Here is a 20,437-nt window from a genome sequence, read left to right on the forward strand (position 1 = left end):
ATCCGTGATCCCATTTAAAGAACTTGCACAAACATACGGCACTCCTCTGTATGTGTATGATTTTGATGCGATGCGCGTTCAATTCGAATCTCTTAAAGAGGCTTTCCGAGGACGCAAATCGATTCTGGCCTATGCGGTCAAATCGAATTCCAATCTCAGTGTCGTCAAACATTTTGCTTCCCTCGGTTCGGGAGCGGACTGTGTTTCGATCGGAGAAGTTCGTCGTGCATTGATGGCCGGAGTGCCTAAATACCGTATTATATTTAGCGGTGTAGGAAAACGGGACGATGAAATTCGTGAAGCAATAGAGCGTGATATCCTTTATATCAATGTAGAGAGTGAAGCAGAACTTGAGCGTGTAGAATGGATCGCACAGGAATTGAATACTACAGCCCGTATCAGCGTCCGGGTTAATCCTAATATTGATCCTAAAACACACCCTTATATTTCGACAGGACTGCACGATAATAAGTTCGGTGTTGAGATCGATGCGGCGAAACGGATGTATATTCGTGCGAAAAATTCCCCTCACCTTGATGCAGTAGGGATCCATTTTCATATCGGAAGCCAACTGACGGAACTTGAGCCGATTTATGAAGCGGCAGTAATCGTTGCCGACTTGCTCCGTTCACTGAATGCTATTGATATCGAATTGAAATTTTTCGATATCGGGGGTGGTCTTGGGGTCCGTTATGACGATGAGACGACGATTTCTCCTTACGATTATGCACAAGCAATTCTTTCTGCCCTTAAAGGGATCGACGTGACGATTATTTGTGAACCGGGGCGGTTTTTGACGGCCAATGCCGGATACTTTCTCACAAAAGTGCTGTATGAAAAACAAAACGGCAACAAGCGTTTTATTGTGGTTGACGGGGCGATGAATGATTTGATCCGTCCGAGTTTGTATAAAGCATACCATCGTATCGAGGCATTGGAGAATGCGGGAGAAACATCTCTTGCCGATGTCGTCGGTCCGGTATGTGAGAGCGGTGATTTTTTAGCTAAAAATTATCCGTTACCACCGATGGAACATAACGAACTTTTAGTTGTTCACAGTGCCGGAGCATACGGATTTGGAATGGGGAGCAATTATAATACCCGCGGACGTTCGGCTGAAGTGGCCGTGGAAGGGGAAAATTCCCGTCTCATCCGTCGCCGAGAAACGTATGACGATATTATTGCACTAGAGCGTGAGTACCTCTAATGTATTTTATCGACGTGCAGGGGACATTGATCGAAGATAATACTAAGCTGCCTATTCGGGGTGCAGTGGAATTTATCGATCATCTGAACCAGACACAGACCCCCTATATGGTTATCACCAACAGTACCAAATATGCGAGTGACGAGTTTTTAGCCTATCTGAATTCAATCGGACTCTCAATCCCTAAAGAACGGTATCTCGATCCGCTTATGGTACTGGAACGCCATCTCGGTCTTAATCAAAAAGTGGCGGCATACGGTTCCGAGGAATTTTTAAAAGTCCTCGGAAAAATGGGGTATAAATTGAATTTTGCAGCACCGGATGTCGTGCTGATTGCGATCAAAGAGAATTTTACTCCCGATGAATATGCGCAGATGATCGAGTTTATTCTCAGCGGTGCCCGTTTGATCGGAATGCATGAGACGACGCTGTACGTTAAACATCATAAACGCTATCCCGGTGTCGGAGCGATTTTAAAGATGTTGGAATTTGCCACATCGTGCAGCTACACCGTAGTGGGCAAGCCAAGCACTGCATTTTTTGAAGAGGCACGGTTACGGATGCAAACTCAACGTAGTGATGCGACATTTAAAGAGATAACGATTATTAGCGATGATCTCAAAGGGGATTTGATCGGTGCACGTCATCTTGGGATGAAAGGGATTTTTGTTTTAAGCGGAAAATATAAATCTGCCGATGAAATATTGCCCTCTACCCCATTGCAAGATCATCCTGATGCAGTCTATAGCGATATGCAAGAGGTATTGGAGAGTTTATGAAAACATTGGAAGAATGCAGAGCACGAATTGATGATATTGATAACGAGATTGTCGAATTATTGAATCGACGGATGAATGTGGTGCGCCGTGTTGGTGAAATTAAACACGAGAGCAAGAGTGCAGTGTATCGTCCTGAGCGTGAAAAATCGATTATTGACCGTTTGAGTGCAATGAGCAAAGCCTCCGGTGGATTACTGAATGAACAAGCGATTGAGGCGGTTTTTTTAGAAATCTTTGCCGTAGCACGTAATCTTGAATTGCCAGAACGAATTGCCTATCTGGGGCCGGAGGGGAGTTTTACCCATCAAGCCGCGGAGTCCCGTTTCGGAGCGATGAGCGACTATCTTTCACTCGGATCGATTGAAGCGGTATTTAAAACGCTCGAAGCCTCGCGTGCGAAATTCGGGGTAGTTCCGATCGAGAACAGTCGCGACGGTGTGGTGGGCGAGACACTGGATTTGCTCGGCAAGAGCAGTGTTAAAATCGTTGCTGAACTCTACATGCCGATTCATATGGCATTTGCGACCAAAGCCGAAAAAATCCATCAGATTAAGCGAATCTATTCAAAAGATAAAGGATTCGGTCAATGTCGGGAATTTTTGGCCGAACATGGACTCAATGCCGTTGAGCATATTCCCGTGGAATCGACAGCAAAAGCGGCTATTTTGGCAGCAAAAGATCCTGAAGCGGCTGCTATCTGCTCTCACATCGCCGCAAAGCTCTACGGTGTGCCGACCCTATTTGAAAATATTGAAGATACCCAAAATAATGCGACGCGGTTTTTTATATTGAGCGATTTTAAAAATGCCCCGAGCGGTGAAGACAAAACCTCAATACTTGTCCGTCTTAAAGATGCACAAAAATCGGGTGCCTTGGTTCATTTTTTGGAAGATTTCAACAATGCGGATGTCAATCTGAGTAAAATAGAGAGCCGTCCTTCTCGTGATAACGACGGTTTTGTCTATTGGTTCTTTATCGATTTTTTCGGCCATATTGATGAACCTAATGTTCAAAAGATTATCCAAAAACATACCGATGAAGTAACATGGCTTGGTAGCTATGTAAAGGGAGAATTATGAAATTTAACAGTGCATTAGAGAGTATTAAAACCTACGAAGCGGGTAAACCGATCGAGCTTGTTATCCGTGAATACGGGATTGAGAAAGATCAGATCGTTAAGCTGGCAAGCAACGAAAACCCTTTTGGATGCTCACCAAAAGTCAAAGATGCGGTACGCGCCATTATCGATAATATGGCATTGTATCCCGATGATTCGATGGTAAAGCTCAAAACGGCTTTGTCCCAAAAATACGGTATACAAGCTAATGAATTGGTGATCGGTGCGGGGAGCGATCAGGTGATCGAGTTCGCCATCCATGCCAAAGCACATGGCGGCACTAAAGTACTGATGAACAGCGTAACGTTTGCCATGTATGAGATTTATGCTAAACAGGTGGGCGCTCAGATTGTACGGACATCTTCTCGTGAACACGATATGGATGAATTTTATGCCTTATACCTTGAGCATAAACCTTCCATCATTTTTCTTTGTACCCCGAACAATCCTACGGGTGATGCGATTAATACGGCAAAAATGATGGATTTTATCGGAAAAATCGATAACGAAACGTTGGTAATCGTGGATGCTGCCTACATGGAGTATGCCCGTTACAAAGACGCGTCAAAAGCGGTTGAACCGCGTGATTTGATCGAAAAATTTGAGAATGTCCTCTTTTTGGGGACATTTTCTAAAGCGTACGGGCTAGGGGGGATGCGTGTCGGATACGGAATCGGGCGCTCCGATATTATTGAGGCAATGTATAAAGTACGTCCGCCGTTTAATATTACGACCCTTTCACTCGAAGCGGCATCGGTTGCATTAGAGGATGAAGCGTTTGTCCAAGAGTGTATTGCGGATAATTTTAAAGAGATGGAGCGATATGAAATATTTGCACGCTCTAAAGGGATCAATGTTATTGAGAGTTATACCAATTTCGTCACATTATCATTACCTGAAGAAAAAAATTCATCGAAAATTGCGCAAGAACTCTTAAAAAAGGGTATGATTGTACGCGATTTAAGCAGTTACGGATTGAATGCTATTCGTGTGACGATCGGTACGAAATTTCAAAACGATCGTTTTTTTGAACTCGTAGAACCTTTATTGTAAAGTAGGCACTCAAAAGAATGGATTTCAAGGCCCTTTTTTCGCAACTCGTTGTCTTTTTCGGAAAACTAACCCAAGCACAAAGAATAATTATCGGTGCGGCGGTTGCGGGGATAGTCGCTTTCTTGGTTTTTTTGGTTGTTTATACTTCTGAAGGTGGAAAAGGGGATAATGAAGGGTATCAAGTTCTTTTTGATTCGCTTACTCCTCAAGATGCTTCACAGGTTGTTAAGCAGCTTGAAAAAGATAAAATCCCTTATAGAATCCCCCGTGAAAATGTAATCGAAGTCCCCAAAGAAGTGGTTTACAAAGAGCGTATCACTATTGCTTCTATGGGAATTCCGAAAGAGGGGCATGTAGGATTTGAACTTTTTGATAAACAAGAGTTCGGCGCGACCAATTTTGATCAGGAAGTTAAGTTTAGACGTGCTTTAGAAGGGGAGCTTGCCCGCTCCATCGACTCGTTATCTCCTGTAGAAAAATCGAGTGTAGCATTAGCTCTCCCCAAAGAGACCCTTTTTGTTTCCGAAGCGGTCCCCCCATCGGCGTCTGTCATGGTTCAGCTTTATCAAGATCGTAAACTAACCTCTAAACAGATTCGCGGGATTAAAAAGTTGGTAGCTTCGGCAGTTCCTAAGCTGACTCCTGAGAATGTAGCGTTGATTGACTCTGAGGGGGAAACTCTTGGAGATGATGATGCCGCGAGTGCTATGGGCGAGCTCTCCTCGATGCAGCAGTTGTATAAAACCAAAGAAGAGAAAAAACAAGAAGAGAAAATTATCAATGTTCTTGCTCCGTTTATTGGTGGTAAAGATCGCGTTGTTGCTAAAGTAACCATCGAGTATGATTTTTCGGAGCAAAGTTCAACATCTGAAAAATTCGATCCGGAAAACGTGGTCCGAAGCGAACAAACATCCGAAGAGAAGCGTGAAGGAAGTGGTGGACAGCCTCCTGTAGGAGGTGTCCCAGGTGCGGTTAGCAATGTGGGGCCGGTTGAGGGATTGGCGAGTAATAGCAGCGGAGAGAAGTTTGAAAAAACATCCGGCACGACAAATTATGAAATTTCCAAAACGGTATCGACTACCAAGATGGAATTTGCACGAATCAAGCGTATTACGGCAGCCGTTGTTGTAGATGGCAAATATGCCCCTAAAAAAGGTGCTGACGGAAAACCGACGGAAGAGATGGATTATATAGCGTTGGATCAGACACAGCTTGATGCGATCAATTCGTTGGTAAAACAATCTATTGGAATTGATGATACACGCGGAGATCAGGTAAGTGTTCGTAACTTTGAGTTCCAAACGACGAAATCCGGTATGGCACCTAAGGATGCTGCTTCTAAAACCTCTGAATTTATGGATAAATATTTAGTCCCGTTTGGAGGGGTATTTAAATATTTACTGGTTGTAATGATCCTTTTTATTGCCTATAAGAAGATAATTATTCCCTTTGCGGAGCGAATGCTTGAGTTTAGCCGGGAAGAAGAGGCATTTGAAAAACCGGTTTTGGAAATTGCAGACGATGAAGATGAAGATTTGGTCGAAAAAGTACAGCAAATGCGTAAAAAAGTGGAGAGTCAACTTGGACTGGGTGACAGTTTCAATGAAGATGAGCTTAAATACGATGTATTGCTTGAAAAAGTGCGTGAGATAGCTGAAGAGCATCCTGAAGAGATGGCTTCCTTGATTCAAGCATTGATTGAAGAAGAGTCTACCCCCAATGACTCTAGACGCTAGGAGAAGGGAATGAATCTTACACAGACTCAACAATCTAATTTTGACGAAATGGGAATGGCTGAGAAAATTGCTATCCTTTTGATGCAACTGGGTGAAGATGTAACCGCAGGTATTTTTTCACGGATGAACGTTGAATCGATTACTCAAATTTCTAAATATATTGCCAATAACCGATCGGTTGAAAAAAATCTTGGTGCTGCAGTCTTGGAAGAGTTTTATGCTATTATCCAATCCAATCAGTATCTTAATACGGGCGGGATGGATTACGCACGTGAAATTTTGTATAAAGCCCTCGGGCCGGATGAGGCAAAAAAGGTTTTAGAACGTCTCTCTAAAACGATGCAAAACACTCAAAATTTTGCTTATTTGGCAAAAATAAAACCTCAGCAGCTCGCCGACTTTATTACGACCGAACATCCCCAAACTATTGCCCTTATTCTTGCACACATGGATCCATCTGCAGCAGCCGAAACCCTTTATATCTTTTCGGATGAATTACGTGCCGAAGTAGCCATGCGTATGGCCAAGCTCGGAGATATTTCCCCTTCGATCATTAAGCGGGTGAGTGCAGTACTCGAATCCAAACTTGAGGCCTTGGCCAGCTATAAAGTTGAAGTGGGCGGCCCTAGGTCGGTGGCGGATGTCTTCAACCGATTGGGTGCTAAAGTTTCTAAATCGACATTGACTCAAATTGAGCAATTGGATCAGGAACTTGCCTCATCGATCAAAGAGATGATGTTTACTTTCGAAGATATTGTCAATTTGGACGGAAACGGTATTCGCGAAATTCTCAAATCGGTCGATAAAAACGATCTGATGCTCGCCCTCAAAAGTTCTGCCGAAGATCTTAAAGAGAAGTTTTACGCCAATATGTCCCAACGGGCAAAAGATGCCTTCATCGAAGAGATGCAGTTTTTGGGTGCGGTTAAAGTTAAAGAGGTTGAAGGGGCGCAGCGTAAAATTGTTGATGCCGTTCAAGCTTTGGCAGAACAGGGTGTATTGCAAGTGGGCGAATCTGAAGAGATGGTGGAATAATCTATGGATGTCGTTATTACACAAGATCGTTCCGGTGCTCACGCAATAAGCAAATACCAGTTTAAAATCCTCTCCGGACTGGCCGGGTCAAGTATTCATGAAGCTACAGAAGAGTTGGGTCGGGATCATCATAGTTCTAGAGACGAGTTACTTCCTGAGAGACGTAGAGATATGGGGAACTCTTCCAAAGATGAATTGATTGAATCGCTATTGAAAAAAGCCGATGAGATGAGTTCAAATGTGATTAAAATGCAAATGCGGCTTGAATCACTTCAAGAAGAGCATGCTCAAGTGCTAGAAACGGCAAAAAAAGTGGCTTACGATGAGGGTGTTTTGGCCGGAATCGCCCAAGAACAGCTGCAAAGCAGTGGGCGTAAAGATCAATCGCAAGATCAACTTGCCGTTTCCGTTAAAACTTTGGAAAATGCTGCGGCAGAGTTTACGGCTGCACTGGCATCGATTCAAAAAGAACTTACCCATACGGCACTTGATATTGCCAAAGAGGTGATTGGAATTGAGACTCAGGATAACAGCGCTAAAATCGCAGCAAAGCTCTCCTCCGATTTGATAGAGGAGCTTAAAGACGCTTCTAAAATTACATTACGGGTTAATCCTGCCGATCATGGATTGATTTCTGAAAAAGTGGGATCACTAAACCATGTGGAAGTCCTCTCTGATCGTGCTATCAGCCCCGGAGGGGTGGTAGCAATCAGTGATGTAGGCAATGTTGATTCCCAAATTAAAAAGCGGTATGAACGGCTTAAACGATCTCTTTTACTCGAATCTTAAAGCCATTTGGATGGCGATTGTCTTTATACTATAGATTAAAACGTTATAACTAACTATTTTTAGGATACCTAAGCACAATGAATATCAAAGATTTTACTTTGTCAGACCTTGAAGCACTTTCTCAAAAAATACGAGATCGGATTTTAGAGGTGGTTAGCCAAAACGGTGGACATCTTAGCTCTACATTGGGCGCAACCGAAATTATCGTTGCAATGCATAAAGTATTTGATGCTTCAAAAGATCCTTTTATTTTTGACGTTTCCCACCAGGCGTATGCCCACAAACTTCTAACCAATCGATGGGAAGAGTTTGCTACTTTGAGACAGTTTGATGGACTCAGCGGCTACACCAAGCCTTCCGAATCTTCATGTGACTATTTTGTTGCAGGGCACAGTTCGACATCGATCTCTTTAGGCGTTGGTGCGGCAAAAGCGATTGCATTGAAAAATGAGCAGGAGAGCCGTATACCGGTGGTAGTGATTGGTGATGGGGCAATGTCGGCAGGGATGGCGTATGAAGCACTGAATGAGCTTGGGGATCGTAAATACCCGATGGTGATTATCCTCAATGATAATGAGATGAGTATTGCCAAACCGATCGGAGCAATCAGCCGAATGCTGAGTTCTGCAATGGCAAGCCCTTTTTATCAGCGTTTTAAAAAGAAAACTGAGCAGTTTGTAGATAATTTCGGAGAAGGGGCGCATTATCTTGCAAAACGGTTTGAAGAATCATTTAAGCTCATTACTCCGGGGATACTGTTTGAAGAGATGGGGATTGAGTATATTGGTCCGGTAGATGGACATGATCTTAAATCGCTCATTGATATTTTGAGTATAGCAAAAGCGATGGGCAAACCGGTGTTGGTTCATGTTCAAACGATCAAAGGCAAAGGGTATGAGATTGCCGAGGGGAAACATGAAAAATGGCATGGTGTTTCACCGTTTGATCTTAAAAGTGGGACAGCAAATACGGCAAGCAGTGTTAAAAGTGCAACACAGATTTATGCCGATGCATTGATGCATGAGGCTGAACGCAATCCTAAGGTTGTCGGTGTGACAGCGGCAATGCCCAGCGGCACAGGGCTGAGTGCTTTGATGGAAAAATATCCGACACGATTTTGGGATGTTGCGATTGCGGAACAACATGCTGTTACATCAATGGGGGCATTGGCTAAAGAGGGATTTAAACCTTTTTGCACGATTTATTCTACCTTTTTACAGCGCGGATTTGATCAAGTGATCCATGATGTATGTCTGATGGATTTGCCGGTGGTATTTGCCCTTGATCGAGCGGGAATTGTAGGAGAAGACGGAGAAACGCATCAAGGGGCATTTGATATCAGTTTTTTACGTCTTATTCCGAATATGACGCTGTGTGCTCCGCGTGATGAGAAATCGTTTCATCAAATAATAGCGTATGCGGCCGGGTATGATCATCCGTGTGCGATTCGCTATCCACGAGGGGCATTTTTAAAGGCTGATCATCTCGCCGATTCGATCCCCTTTGAAACGGGAAAATCCCATCTGTTGATCTCCAATGAATCGGACAATCTCTTTATCGGATACGGTAACGGTGTCGGACGGGCGGCACAAACGATGGAATATATGGAGGAAAAAACCTCTCTCCTCGATTTGCGTTTTGTCAAACCGTTGGACTGTGAAATGTTGCGACTGATGGCGATACGGCATAAAAAATGGTATGTATTTAGTGACTCTTGCCGTATAGGAGGGGTTGGTAGTGCGCTTCTTGAATGGCTTTCGGAAGAAAAAATAACCGATGTGCGTGTTATGAGTTTTGAGTATGATGATACTTTTATCAAGCATGGCAATACCCGCCTTGTCGAAGAGTCGTTAGGGCTTCTCCCTGAACAGCTTGCTAAACGGGTCGTAGCATAATCACTCCGGCAATTCTCCCCGTCTGCTGTGCATCTGCACGATACGAAAAATAGGTATCGTTGTGGCATGCGGTGCATGCAGGGATGACTTCGATATGATCTTGTTTTACCCCGAGCATCTGCAGTTGCATCAATAAAATGGTGTTTACCTCCAAAAATACTTTTTCTTTTTCAAAGCGTAATGCATCGCTATATCCGCATGTGTTCACTTCCGAAGCAATAGAGTCATTAATCTCATAACAGCATCCCCCGATCGAGGGACCTAATGTGACTTGAAGTTCACCGATGGATGTTCCGTATACGTGTTGCATCGCGAGTACTGTTTTCGGGAGAATTTCATTCAGTGCTCCCGCACGTCCCGCATGAACCGCTCCGATAGCATGGTGCATCGGATCATATAAAAGAATGGGGGTACAATCGGCACTCATAACCATTATAGGAGTATCGGTACGGTTTGTGATCAATGCATCGCATTCGGGGGGCGTGTCAAATCCGTGCGTGTCATCAATAATGATAACGCGCTCAGAATGAATCTGTCGCATATGTACCAGTCGGGTACGTTCATATCCAAGTGCTTTAGCCAGCGAATCATGATTGGCTATAACATGACTAGGATCGTCTCCGACATGGAAGGCGAGATTATTAGCCCTATACGGTGGCCCTGATATTCCGCCATGCCGCGTTGTAAAACAGGCTAAAAGAGTAGAACTTGAAAAAGATGCAGAGAGTGTGTTCATATACAAAGTATAAACAAAAAGAGTTTTATGTCGGATTAATTAAGTTTCGATTATTCTTCCATTCCACTTTTTTATGTCGGGGCGTAGCGCAGTTTGGCTAGCGCACTTCCTTGGGGTGGAAGAGGTCGCCTGTTCGAGTCAGGTCGCTCCGACCAGTGGGAATCCCCTAAATATTGGATTTCTTCAATGTTCCATCGCTTCACAAAATATTAACCACTAACGATAACGGTATTATCAATAATCTGAGTCCGAGATATTAAAATATTAAGGTCTAGGAGGGTAGGATAGCCAAAATATTCCACCTATAAGCAATGTGAGCACAATTATCCAGTGTTCTTGAATAAGATCAAATGCAAGTGTTATAGATTCAGTCATTTTTTCTTCTTTATAAGAATATTTACCCTTAGGCAGATACTTCACTCTCATCCAAATGTATTATACCGTGTGACATACTAATTTTTTTTCAGCTTTAGGGTAGGAACATCATCTTTTCTCCGGATCATCATCGTCGTATTTTTAATCATCGAGAGATCGGTAGTCTCTAACATTGCTTCATTGAGCAATTCAAGGAAGAGGTTCAGCTGCTTTTGCAGTATCTCGTCCAATTGAAATTGTTTACAATCTTTAGCTTCGATTTGACCTAGTATGTCGAGCAGCTTTTTTGAATCTTGGGCGCTCATATCCCCTCTTCGTTTCGATACGAATCCAATTTTATGTAAAATTATGATGATTTGTTTGACAAGAAGCGATATCTTTTGCTTATCCCTGAGCCATAACAAATGAGCAATTCTAACGAAGGAATTGAAGGTTTGCTGTTTATGATAAATGTATTGCTCATTATTTTCAGAGGGGACATTCGCCCAAAGCAATGTGGTTAACTGAGCTATGTCTTCTGTTTCGATCGCTTCTTTAATTTGTTGTTGAATATCTATCATTATGTTATTGTAAAAGAAACGCTTCTTGCTATTGGCAAAACGAGTAATATTTTTGCTGTTTTGAGCATAATAGATTCCCTTCTAATATAACTAAATGTGGAGTATACCGATGCCATTGTGAAGATAGTGTGAATTTTATAGTCGTAATTGGTGATCAAGCAGTCAGAAAGGGGATATACTTGATGATATCACAGCTAAAACTTATAGTTTGCACCAATAAATAAATTATGAATAGGGTCAATCTTAAAATTGACATCATTACCAGAATCATTAATGGTTTGGTTGGCATATGATTTTATATATCGCGCGCCGGCTTCTATTGAAATTTGGTTATTTACAGAATAATTTACTCCGGCTTGTAGCCCAAAAACATTCCCGTGTAGATTGGTTGTTGGTGTAGAATCATCACCGTCATCTTTAAAGCGTGAATACCCTGCTAATATGCCTAAAAGAGGTTTCCATGCACTGTCTCCAAACAAATAGTCATATCCTATCCCGTATACTTTTGCATCGGTACCATTGATCTTGTGATAGAAACCGTTAATGCGATTATTTTGATTTAAATAGTAACCCATTTTGAACGTTTCAGAACTGCCATGACTCTTTTCCGATTCAGTATAGCTTAATGAAGGAATTTCTGTTTCAAATACCGCGCCCGTTATTCCACCATCTATACCTAGATAAAAGCCGTTCTCTGCTCTTAAGAGTTCAGTCGCAAGTAATGCAACTAATATAATTTTTTTCATATTTCCTATCCTACTTTATAATTAACGTGTCGATGTTTCCACAAGATTTAATCCAATCACTCCAATACATATCAACCCAATACTCATCAGTTTAATTGTTGATGACGATTCTTTAAAATACCATATTCCAATAAAAGTCACGAGAACGGTTCCTGCGCCCGCCCATATCGCGTAGACTGTCCCCATCTCTATTTTTTTGATGACAAAGGGCATAATGGCAAAAGTTAAACCGTAAAAGACAAAAATCATAATGGTCGGGAAAATTTTATGCATACCGTCTGAAAGCTTCATAGATGTCGTTCCGGCGACTTCTAATGCAATTGCCAGTGCTAACAATAACCATGCCTGCATTATATTAATCCTTTTGTTATCACAAATTTCTACCCATACCTATAAATAGAGCATTTATTGATTCGTTAAAAAAGGGTATATTGCTAAATTGACGATTAGCAGTCACTCCAATAATCGTATAATATCCGATTGCAGAATAATCGTATTCAAGGGACAAAGATGCTTTTAGAGTATTTTGGTTACGAGTCGTTTCAAAAAATGGATTTATATCATTGTATTGTATGTGTGCATAGGTAGCTGTTCCGTAAATTTGCATCTTATCAACGGTATAAACGCTTGTGAGCTTAATATCCGCCCCTTTATGATTTTCTGCACTACCCATATTTTGTGTTGTGAATGCTCCTGTTGTAACTTTAAACAGGTTATTTGTCCAAGAACATTCGGCTCTGTGCATATAACCGTCCCGTTCAAGAGACGGTGTTTGTCGCCCCAGTTCATCATCAGATACCTTTTTCTGTGAAACAATATAGGCAAATTCCAAAGAAGATTCTTTTTCTAACGGGACTTTGTAAATTCCACCGATACCTGTTTCAATGACAAGGGTTGTCGCTCTTTTGGTGTACAGTTGGTATGGATTTTTAAATTCATAAGAAGGTCTAATAAATACTTCTGTACCTAAAGTATCCCCCTCGGCTCTTAAAGATAATTTATCTTCTTCATTGAGGGTTGTGGTTAAAGTCATATCAGGGAGTACAGTGATATATTGAAAACTTACATAAGGATCAACCTCTTTTTGGGTCATAGATCCACCATCAAGAGAGATTAATGTTTTGTCCGCATGAAACAGCATAGGTTCTGTGTTGCTTTTTTGCGACATAGCTATTCCCCCTAGCTCAATGTAGCCTGTTGCTTCAGCATATAGAGCAATAGTGAAAAAAAACAGTATCAATAGTAGTTTAAAGGGAACCAACATCGTGTTAAAAACTAAATTTTATTATTCTGCGAAATAAATTGGTAACACCATAATAGACGCTCAATATTCTACCACCAATAGCAAAAAGTCCATTTTTAGATAAATAACTCAATAAATCACGATTAATGGTTTTGCTGTAGCATCCTCGATGTAAAATAAATATTTTACCGTGAGACCCTTTTTGCGCATAATTTAATTGGCAATGTTGACGTTTCGACATATCTTTTGCAATACGTTCATAAATAGCCATACGCTTAATATTACCGTCTAAGGAGGTAAATACGGCCATATCATAATGGCTATATCTCTGCACCGTTTCACGCACAACTTGCCTAAGCACTAGTAGCGCATGATGTTTTGACATATTGTTCATCGTGAATTGTGCGACAAAGGGGCCCACTCGTTGCCCAAACTCAACATGGCAGCATTTTAAATCATTCAATTTAAATAATGTATATTCAATGACAAATTGCTTAGTTTCAATGTTAAAAAAAACTTTTTCTTTTTGATTCGATTTCACTTGACTCTATTCAAATAAATTTAATACATGTAATCAAAATACACCTATTGTACGTACCTGAAATAATATCAATATGAGTGTGAAGTTAGTGTGAAGTATTATTTTGTTTTTTTATAGAGCATCCTTGAAGAGGTGCCTATTTTAAAGATATAGTCGGTTGTTATACTATCCAGGCTCCTTCTTTGTAAACCACTTCCTCTCCAAGGGAAAACGTATGCGTATCGGCAAAAACATCAACATGATATAAGCCGTCTCGGCGTTTAAAGCCGGGTTTGCCATAGGTGCCGTGTTTGGCACCTAACGATATGTGAACACCGCACATTCGCTCATACGTTCCAGTATCGGCTACTGTGCGTGTTTTACTGAAGGCTCTGTTGAGTCCGAATCCGAGTTCCCGTATCCAAACAACTCCCCCCTCATCTCTGCGTATATTGGAGAGGATGAGGTCAAATGCCGGTGTCGAGTTTTCACACGCGATCACTTGCCCCTCCTCGATAATGAGGGTGATAGGGGTTTCGGGGGTGTTGATTTTGTACGTCACGTCACCAAAACAATAAATTTTGACCCGTCCGTGTACCGCTCTCAAATCTTGCGCTTCGGTAAAAACTTCTCCAAGGGGAAACTGACCGCCCCAATTAGCTAATCCGGTGTAATCTCCGATGTTGACTTTGGCAGGTTCGAAAGCCGAACCGTACACTAACCGTTCTCCGCCGCTGTCGAGGACCCCCATAGGCGCACAATCTATTTTAGATTGGAGGGTACGACCTACATGGCGATAATACTCCTTGTCGTACTCCAGAGAATCGATAAAGTAGGGTGCTTCATCATCCGACATCCGACTCAAATGGGGGTGCTCGATCACTTTTAATTTGAGTTTAAACAATTCGACACGCAAGCGAAACGCATCGAGGCGAAAATTGGTCGATTGGATTAATACGACTAAATCTGAAGGGTGCAGAGCCTCTAATAGAGCTCGGACCTCTGCAGGCGGGTATGCATCAAAATCGATCATTCGTGCATGAGGCAAGGCGCGTTTGTACCCCTCCATCAAAATGGTAGCAATGAGACAACGTGTATCATACACCACGATTGCATTCTCTTTATCGCTGTGATGAAATGCCTCACGCAAAAGACCGGTAAGATGTTGTTGGGTTGTCAAAATGAGTGATTCATGATGGTGCAAAAAGTGCGTAGATTGATTCATTGTTTTTCTCGCTCGTTTTAATACAATAGTATGTTTGAATTTTACTGCTTTACCGTATACGGGTAAGGAATTTTAGCGAAACCCAACTGTATGGGGCTGAATGCTATTTTTGCAGTGTGAGAGAGGGAAATAGCCTGTTCGAGACAGGCTCTTCTGGAGATAAGATTAAAATTCAGCCAGCATCGAATCCATGAGAGTGAATAATTCTTGAGAGGCCTTTTCCATCTCTTCAAAATTGGTGATAATCTCGGCGGCATGTTGGAGGCAGTTCTCTTTTTTGGTGCGGATGAGTTCTAAATTGCTGTTCGCTTTTTGGTGCACCAATGCATGCGGATTACTTATGCGAGGGTAGTTGAGGGTTTGTCCAAATCGTGTTTTGCCTTCATTATCATACCATTTGCCCATACGGCATTGGTGGGAATTTTCTGCATTGAGATGGGACTCACATAGCATGACACTGGTATAGGCACGTGATTTATAGAGGATATGATCTATTTTTGCTAACACAATAAAAACATTATTTTCCATTTTATACGACGAGGTGACGATTCCGGATGAACTTTCCTTGAGTTGTATTAATGTTCCCTCAAAGTTATGAATCATTTCGCTGGAACGGTCGACGACGGCATTCATCTCTTCGGCACTGGTTTGAATCTCACTCATGTCTTGTTGCAAGGAGTTGATTGAAACGGAGATGTCTCCGGTCGCTTTATGGGTTCGCTCTGCGAGTTTTCGAACTTCATCGGCGACGACGGCAAATCCTCGTCCGTGCTCGCCTGCGCGTGCTGCTTCGATTGCCGCATTTAACGCAAGCAAGTTCGTTTGATCGGCGATATCGGTAATGAGCTGTATTACAGAAGATATCTCATTGGTACGGGAAGCAATATGATTGATAGAATCATGGTTGCTGCTCACTTTTTCCGTTAAGTGATTAAGCTCATCGATGATGGAGGTGATCGTTTGACGGCTATCATCCGCCAAGGTAGCTGCATCTCTGGTTGCGGAAGTAACCTCTTTTAACCCATCAATGTTGTGGATAAGATCGTCTTGGATGACACTTAGGCTTTCGGTGACTTGGACGCTTAGTTTGCTGAGTTCTGAGTTGAGGGCATCGCGTTGTTTTTTAGCTTCTTCTTGTTCCATGATGGCGATGCTGTCTCGTACATGGCCGATTGCGTCGATGAATTCCCCTTCCATCCCGTTATCGGAAATTTTATGAGAGAACTCCCCTTGGGTTGCATCGGTAATGGAGATATTAATGCGGTGAATGAACTCTTCGATTTGGGTTATAAGCTGTTGTAAGGCTTTCCCCATTATCCCCAGTTCTGTTGAGGGATTGGTATCGACTTGGGTATTGGAAAAAATTCCCATAGCAATTGTTTTTATAATGGACGTGAAGTTTTCGACTGCCCCGGTAATGGAGCGTTGGACCATAGTTGCGAAGATGAAAATGACAACAGCAACACTGATCCCCATAATCAATACAAACAATTTGTAAAACGTAATTTCGCTGTGAAGGTTCTGTGAAGCGGTGGTAAGGGCTTCTCTCTTTTGTTTGACCACTTTTTCAAATTCTTCGCGTGATGCATCGGCATAAGGGGTGAGCTTTTGCTTGTATTGGGCGTATATAACTCCACTTTGGGATGCGATGGTTCTTTTGTCCAGAGCACGCATCATGATCATCGTATTATCCAAAAAGGCGATAGTACTCTCTTTGGCATCCTTAATCAGAGGTCGGGAGAGCGGATCCGGATTTTGTTCCAGTTCGGTAAATGTCTTTTTTATTTTAACAACATGATCATTCAGTTTAACAATATTTTTATCATAATCACCTCCAAGCATGATATCACGGCTGGTACGGCTTATGTAGTTTAGATCTTTTTCAATTTCAAGTGCTTGTAATGCTCCGCTGGTGGAGTATTTCTGTAAATTTTCGTATTCGGTTTCGACACTTTGAAAAGCAAAAAAGACAAAAACGGAAGCACCGATAACGGAGAGGGTAGCTGCGGCAACCAGATAATTCATCTGTTTGCGAATGCTCAGTTTTTGCAAGGTTCGTTCGAGCATAAAAAATCCTTTGATAAAATTTGAAGTCAAGGGCGGGGATTATATCACTTTTTGATAATTTCTTGATAAAGATTGATAATTTATTCTAATGATTAGCTAAGAGTATGTAAAGAAATTTCATAGGTGATAAGCATTCTTATATTTCAATCGTATATTTCCCTTTAGGCAAATTTGATACAATACTCAAAATGTGATAAGGATCCTACGTGTTGCACAGACAGATGAAATCACTCGGTTTAGGGGGGAATGACACCCAATCCAAACGCGAGGAACTTCGAGACTATTTTCACCAAAGTTTTGCTCTGTTTGAATCTCTTTTTGATCTTTTAGCCTTCGATGAGGTGTTTTATCGCCAATCCGAACCGACACGCCACCCGATGATTTTTTATTTTGGTCATACCGCCATTTTTTACATCAATAAACTTATTGCTTCAGGGGCACTTACCGAACGGATCAATCCCCATTTTGAAGAGCTTTTTGCTGTCGGTGTTGATGAGATGACCTGGGATGCGAGCAGCGATTCACTCAAATGGCCGAGTATTGATGCGGTGCGAGTATATCGTCAGCAGGTCCGCAGCTTGGTGGATCAGCTTATTACAACCTTACCGATGAAGCTTCCGATTACGAAAGAGGACCCGTTTTGGGCGATATGGATGGGGATCGAGCATGAGCGGATCCATATCGAAACCTCCAGTGTCCTGCATCGTCAGATGCCTCTTGAATTTGTCCATCCCCATGAAGATTTCCCTATTTGTCCAATACAAGGGGAGAGGTTAGAAAACAGCATGGTCGAGTTTGAGGGGAGAGAGGTTTGTCTGGGCAAAGGGGGAGAAGATAACGGCTTATACGGCTGGGATAATGAGTATGGTAATACGTGCTACAGTGTTGAGGATTTCAAAACATCCAAATATTTGGTGAGTAACGGCGAATATTTGGAGTTTGTTTTGGCCAATGGTTACACAACACCGTGTTGGTGGGATGAGGAGGGGTTGAGATATCTTCAAATACGCCAAGTTACGTCTCCCCCTTTTTGGATCCCCAACAAGGATGGAAGCTATACCTATCGCGCCCTAGCACAAGAGATGCCGATGCCATATAATTGGCCGGTAGAGGTAAATGCCCTTGAAGCGGAAGCGTTTTGCCGATGGAAAAGTGCGCAAGAGGGTGAAACGTATCGACTCCCCAGCGAAGGGGAATGGATGGTTATGGCGCAAGAGGGGGGGATGAAAGAGGATATTTTTGATGATCAGCGCTCAAATATCAATCTTGCCCATTTCGCCTCATCGGTTCCGGTGGATACGTTTGCACACGGAAAATTATACGATGTCGTGGGGAATGTATGGCAATGGACGCAAACACAAATGGATGCGTATGAGGGATTTAAGACCCATCCGTGGTATGACGATTTTTCAGAGCCTACGTTTGACGGGAAGCACAATCTCATGAAAGGGGGATCATGGATCTCCACGGGGAATGAAATTCTCTTCACTTCGCGTTATGCTTTTCGCCGCCATTTTATTCAACATGCCGGTTTTAGGTATGTGGTGGGCGATGGAGAGAACGAGGCAAAAAAGTATACCCGTATTGAGAATATGTATGAGGATTGGAAAAAACGGTATGGATCGGTTTAGATATATCGACCGAAGCGGTTCGAATGCCGAAAAATACACCCTTCGCAAAAAGCTATTTGGGAGCGAAACCGTAGAGCCGATGTGGGTTGCCGATATGGATATTGCGACGCCTGAGTGTGTGATTCATGCCGTCCAAGAGAGGCTGCTTCATCCTGTATTGGGATATGAGATCATGCGGGATAGCGCATTTGAAGCACAGATGCAATGGGTTAACGATCACCACGGGTTTAGCATAAAACGCGAATGGCTTAGTTACTCCCCCTCGGTAGTCGCTTCGATCGGATGTGCAATTCGTGCATTCAGCGAAGCGGGCGATGAGGTGATTGTGATGGACCCCGTATATCCCCCGTTTTATTCACAGGTGCGAAATAACGGACGACAGTTGATACTTCATCCTTTGAAACAAGATAGGGAGGGAAAATACCGTTTTGATATTGATATGCTCAGGTCTCAAATTACCCCTAAAACCAAGCTTTTGTTATTGTGTTCACCCCATAATCCGGTTGGTCGGGTCTGGAGTCATAACGAGTTAGAGGCGCTAGGGGAAGTGTGTTTGGAGCATAATATCCGTATCATCAGCGATGAAATACACTCAGATATCGTCTATGCACCGTATCGCCATATCCCGATAGCCTCCTTATCACTGGAATTGCTGGAAAACACCGTGACGTTGATGGGGCCGGGGAAAACGTTTAATATGGCGGGCTTCTCAATCTCTACCGTTTGTATTGCGTCGGAAGAATTACGAGCAGCGTATGACGAAGAGGTGCACCGTCTCCATTGGGGGGAGGGTGCTGTCTTATCGCATGTCGCTTTTGAATCGGCCTATCGTGAGGCCGGAGAGTGGCATCAAGAGGTAATGGCACATTTAACCCGCAACAGAAAGATGATAGAACGCGTTTTAACCGATCATTCTACCATTGTATTTCATAAACCCGAAGCGACCTATTTGGCGTGGCTTGATTGTCGGGCATTAGGAATGGGGAATAGTGAATTACGCGATTTTTTTGTCCATAAAGCGGGTTTGGGTTTAAGCCCGGGGCTGAGTTTCGGTCGTGAGGGATCCGGTTTTATGCGGCTCAATTTTGCGGTCTCTACAGCAGTATTGGAAAACGCGCTCACTGGGTTGTCAAAGGCTCTGAGAGATGCTTAAAAAAATTGAGTCCTTTATGGGCAAACATCATCTGTTATCCTTGGCAACGCAAGGAGAACGGTTGTGGTGCTGTTCGATGTTTTATGCGTATGATTCACAAACCGTATCTTTTATCGTTGCTTCGGATGAGACAACGGAACATATGAACAATGTGGCGCAAAATCTTCATATTGCCGGAACGGTAGCGTTAGAGACCAAAACGGTAGGGAAGATTCAGGGGATACAGTTTACAGGGGTGGTGGAGAGATGTCCAGAGGGTTTAAAAAAACTCTATTTTGAAGCCTTCCCTTATGCGCGGGTAATGAATCCTACCCTATGGGCGATTCGGCTTGATGAGGTCAAAATGACCGATAACACCTTGGGGTTTGGGAAAAAGGTTACTTGGAAACGGGAGTTTTGAGTTGAAATAAACTGCACGGTTTTCCGCTCGAATTTTGAACGACCATTGAGGGGATCATTTTTGCTTTAAAGCCGTATGCTTTGCATCCGTGCGGTTGATGTGCTTCCCATGTGACAAAATAGTAAATACATTTATGACAATTGATCTTTTCCATACGTGGAATATTACCG

General features: G+C 42.7%; 20 protein-coding genes and 1 tRNA gene. 12 read left to right on the top strand and 9 right to left on the bottom strand.

Annotated elements, in window-relative coordinates; all coding sequences use genetic code 11:
• The first annotated feature begins 4 nt into the window (after window positions 1–4).
• The 8 genes from lysA to dxs all read left to right on the top strand — a co-directional run bounded on the left by lysA (window position 5) and on the right by dxs (window position 9,611).
• Window positions 5–1,207, top strand: a complete 1,203-nt coding sequence (gene lysA, locus WC407_RS10260) for a diaminopimelate decarboxylase (protein WP_373022550.1) — start codon at window positions 5–7, stop codon at window positions 1,205–1,207.
• Window positions 1,207–1,986 (top strand): HAD-IIA family hydrolase, encoded by a 780-nt coding sequence (locus tag WC407_RS10265; RefSeq protein WP_373022551.1) that lies wholly within the window; start codon window positions 1,207–1,209, stop codon window positions 1,984–1,986. Before lysA ends, WC407_RS10265 begins: the two co-directional genes overlap by 1 nt.
• The gene (gene pheA / locus WC407_RS10270; RefSeq protein WP_373022552.1) at window positions 1,983–3,065 is read left to right on the top strand and encodes a prephenate dehydratase; all 1,083 of its coding nucleotides are present in this window, start codon (window positions 1,983–1,985) and stop codon (window positions 3,063–3,065) included. The genes WC407_RS10265 and pheA overlap by 4 nt, the downstream gene beginning before the upstream one ends.
• Window positions 3,062–4,156, top strand: coding sequence for a histidinol-phosphate transaminase (gene hisC / locus WC407_RS10275; protein WP_373022553.1), 1,095 nt, complete (start codon window positions 3,062–3,064; stop codon window positions 4,154–4,156). The genes pheA and hisC overlap by 4 nt, the downstream gene beginning before the upstream one ends.
• Before the next feature lie 17 nt (window positions 4,157–4,173).
• A complete protein-coding gene (fliF, locus tag WC407_RS10280) occupies window positions 4,174–5,892 on the top strand; it encodes a flagellar basal-body MS-ring/collar protein FliF (protein WP_373022554.1) in 1,719 nt (572 codons plus the stop codon).
• A gap of 9 nt (window positions 5,893–5,901) precedes the next feature.
• Entirely contained in the window at window positions 5,902–6,927 is a 1,026-nt protein-coding gene (fliG, locus tag WC407_RS10285) for a flagellar motor switch protein FliG (RefSeq protein ID WP_373022555.1), read from the top strand.
• Window positions 6,928–6,930: 3 nt separating this feature from the next.
• On the top strand, window positions 6,931–7,716 hold the full coding sequence (fliH, locus tag WC407_RS10290) for a flagellar assembly protein FliH (protein ID WP_373022556.1): 786 nt from the start codon (window positions 6,931–6,933) through the stop codon (window positions 7,714–7,716).
• Window positions 7,717–7,793: 77 nt separating this feature from the next.
• Window positions 7,794–9,611, top strand: a complete 1,818-nt coding sequence (gene dxs, locus WC407_RS10295; RefSeq protein WP_373022557.1) for a 1-deoxy-D-xylulose-5-phosphate synthase — start codon at window positions 7,794–7,796, stop codon at window positions 9,609–9,611.
• On the opposite strand, the gene pgeF is transcribed toward dxs, so the two are convergent.
• Window positions 9,592–10,347, bottom strand: a complete 756-nt coding sequence (gene pgeF / locus WC407_RS10300) for a peptidoglycan editing factor PgeF (RefSeq protein WP_373022558.1) — start codon at window positions 10,345–10,347, stop codon at window positions 9,592–9,594. The two genes, dxs and pgeF, sit on opposite strands and share 20 nt — an antisense overlap.
• A gap of 77 nt (window positions 10,348–10,424) precedes the next feature.
• On the opposite strand from pgeF, the gene WC407_RS10305 reads away from it, so the two are divergent.
• Window positions 10,425–10,502 (top strand) — tRNA-Pro (locus WC407_RS10305).
• 297 nt (window positions 10,503–10,799) lie between these two features.
• Here the strand turns inward: WC407_RS10305 and WC407_RS10310 are convergent.
• From WC407_RS10310 to WC407_RS10340, 7 genes are all read right to left on the bottom strand, one after another.
• Window positions 10,800–11,282 carry a hypothetical protein gene (locus WC407_RS10310; protein WP_373022559.1) on the bottom strand — a complete coding sequence of 161 codons (483 nt, stop codon included), beginning with the start codon at window positions 11,280–11,282 and terminating at the stop codon, window positions 10,800–10,802.
• 194 nt (window positions 11,283–11,476) lie between these two features.
• Window positions 11,477–12,028, bottom strand: coding sequence for an outer membrane beta-barrel protein (locus tag WC407_RS10315; protein ID WP_373022560.1), 552 nt, complete (start codon window positions 12,026–12,028; stop codon window positions 11,477–11,479).
• A 21-nt stretch (window positions 12,029–12,049) separates the two neighbouring features.
• A complete protein-coding gene (locus tag WC407_RS10320; protein ID WP_373022561.1) occupies window positions 12,050–12,379 on the bottom strand; it encodes a multidrug efflux SMR transporter in 330 nt (109 codons plus the stop codon).
• A 19-nt stretch (window positions 12,380–12,398) separates the two neighbouring features.
• Window positions 12,399–13,292 carry a DUF2860 family protein gene (locus WC407_RS10325; protein WP_373022562.1) on the bottom strand — a complete coding sequence of 298 codons (894 nt, stop codon included), beginning with the start codon at window positions 13,290–13,292 and terminating at the stop codon, window positions 12,399–12,401.
• A 4-nt stretch (window positions 13,293–13,296) separates the two neighbouring features.
• Window positions 13,297–13,812: a hypothetical protein gene (locus WC407_RS10330; protein ID WP_373022563.1), complete on the bottom strand. Its 516-nt coding sequence runs from the start codon at window positions 13,810–13,812 to the stop codon at window positions 13,297–13,299.
• Window positions 13,813–13,972: 160 nt separating this feature from the next.
• Window positions 13,973–15,016, bottom strand: a complete 1,044-nt coding sequence (locus WC407_RS10335) for a hypothetical protein (RefSeq protein WP_373022564.1) — start codon at window positions 15,014–15,016, stop codon at window positions 13,973–13,975.
• A gap of 165 nt (window positions 15,017–15,181) precedes the next feature.
• Window positions 15,182–17,083 carry a methyl-accepting chemotaxis protein gene (locus WC407_RS10340; RefSeq protein WP_373022565.1) on the bottom strand — a complete coding sequence of 634 codons (1,902 nt, stop codon included), beginning with the start codon at window positions 17,081–17,083 and terminating at the stop codon, window positions 15,182–15,184.
• A gap of 206 nt (window positions 17,084–17,289) precedes the next feature.
• On the opposite strand from WC407_RS10340, the gene ovoA reads away from it, so the two are divergent.
• Genes ovoA through WC407_RS10355 form a run of 3 tightly spaced genes read left to right on the top strand, consistent with a single transcriptional unit; the run spans window position 17,290 to window position 20,267 of the window.
• Window positions 17,290–18,714, top strand: a complete 1,425-nt coding sequence (gene ovoA, locus WC407_RS10345; protein ID WP_373022566.1) for a 5-histidylcysteine sulfoxide synthase — start codon at window positions 17,290–17,292, stop codon at window positions 18,712–18,714.
• Window positions 18,701–19,867, top strand: coding sequence for a pyridoxal phosphate-dependent aminotransferase (locus WC407_RS10350; protein ID WP_373022567.1), 1,167 nt, complete (start codon window positions 18,701–18,703; stop codon window positions 19,865–19,867). The genes ovoA and WC407_RS10350 overlap by 14 nt, the downstream gene beginning before the upstream one ends.
• Entirely contained in the window at window positions 19,860–20,267 is a 408-nt protein-coding gene (locus tag WC407_RS10355; protein WP_373022568.1) for a hypothetical protein, read from the top strand. Before WC407_RS10350 ends, WC407_RS10355 begins: the two co-directional genes overlap by 8 nt.
• On the opposite strand, the gene WC407_RS10360 is transcribed toward WC407_RS10355, so the two are convergent.
• The gene (locus tag WC407_RS10360; RefSeq protein WP_373022569.1) at window positions 20,245–20,421 is read right to left on the bottom strand and encodes a uracil-DNA glycosylase; all 177 of its coding nucleotides are present in this window, start codon (window positions 20,419–20,421) and stop codon (window positions 20,245–20,247) included. The two genes, WC407_RS10355 and WC407_RS10360, sit on opposite strands and share 23 nt — an antisense overlap.
• Window positions 20,422–20,437: the final 16 nt, after the last annotated feature.

The organism is Sulfuricurvum sp., from assembly GCF_041651515.1.
Classification (GTDB): Bacteria; Campylobacterota; Campylobacteria; order Campylobacterales; family Sulfurimonadaceae; genus Sulfuricurvum.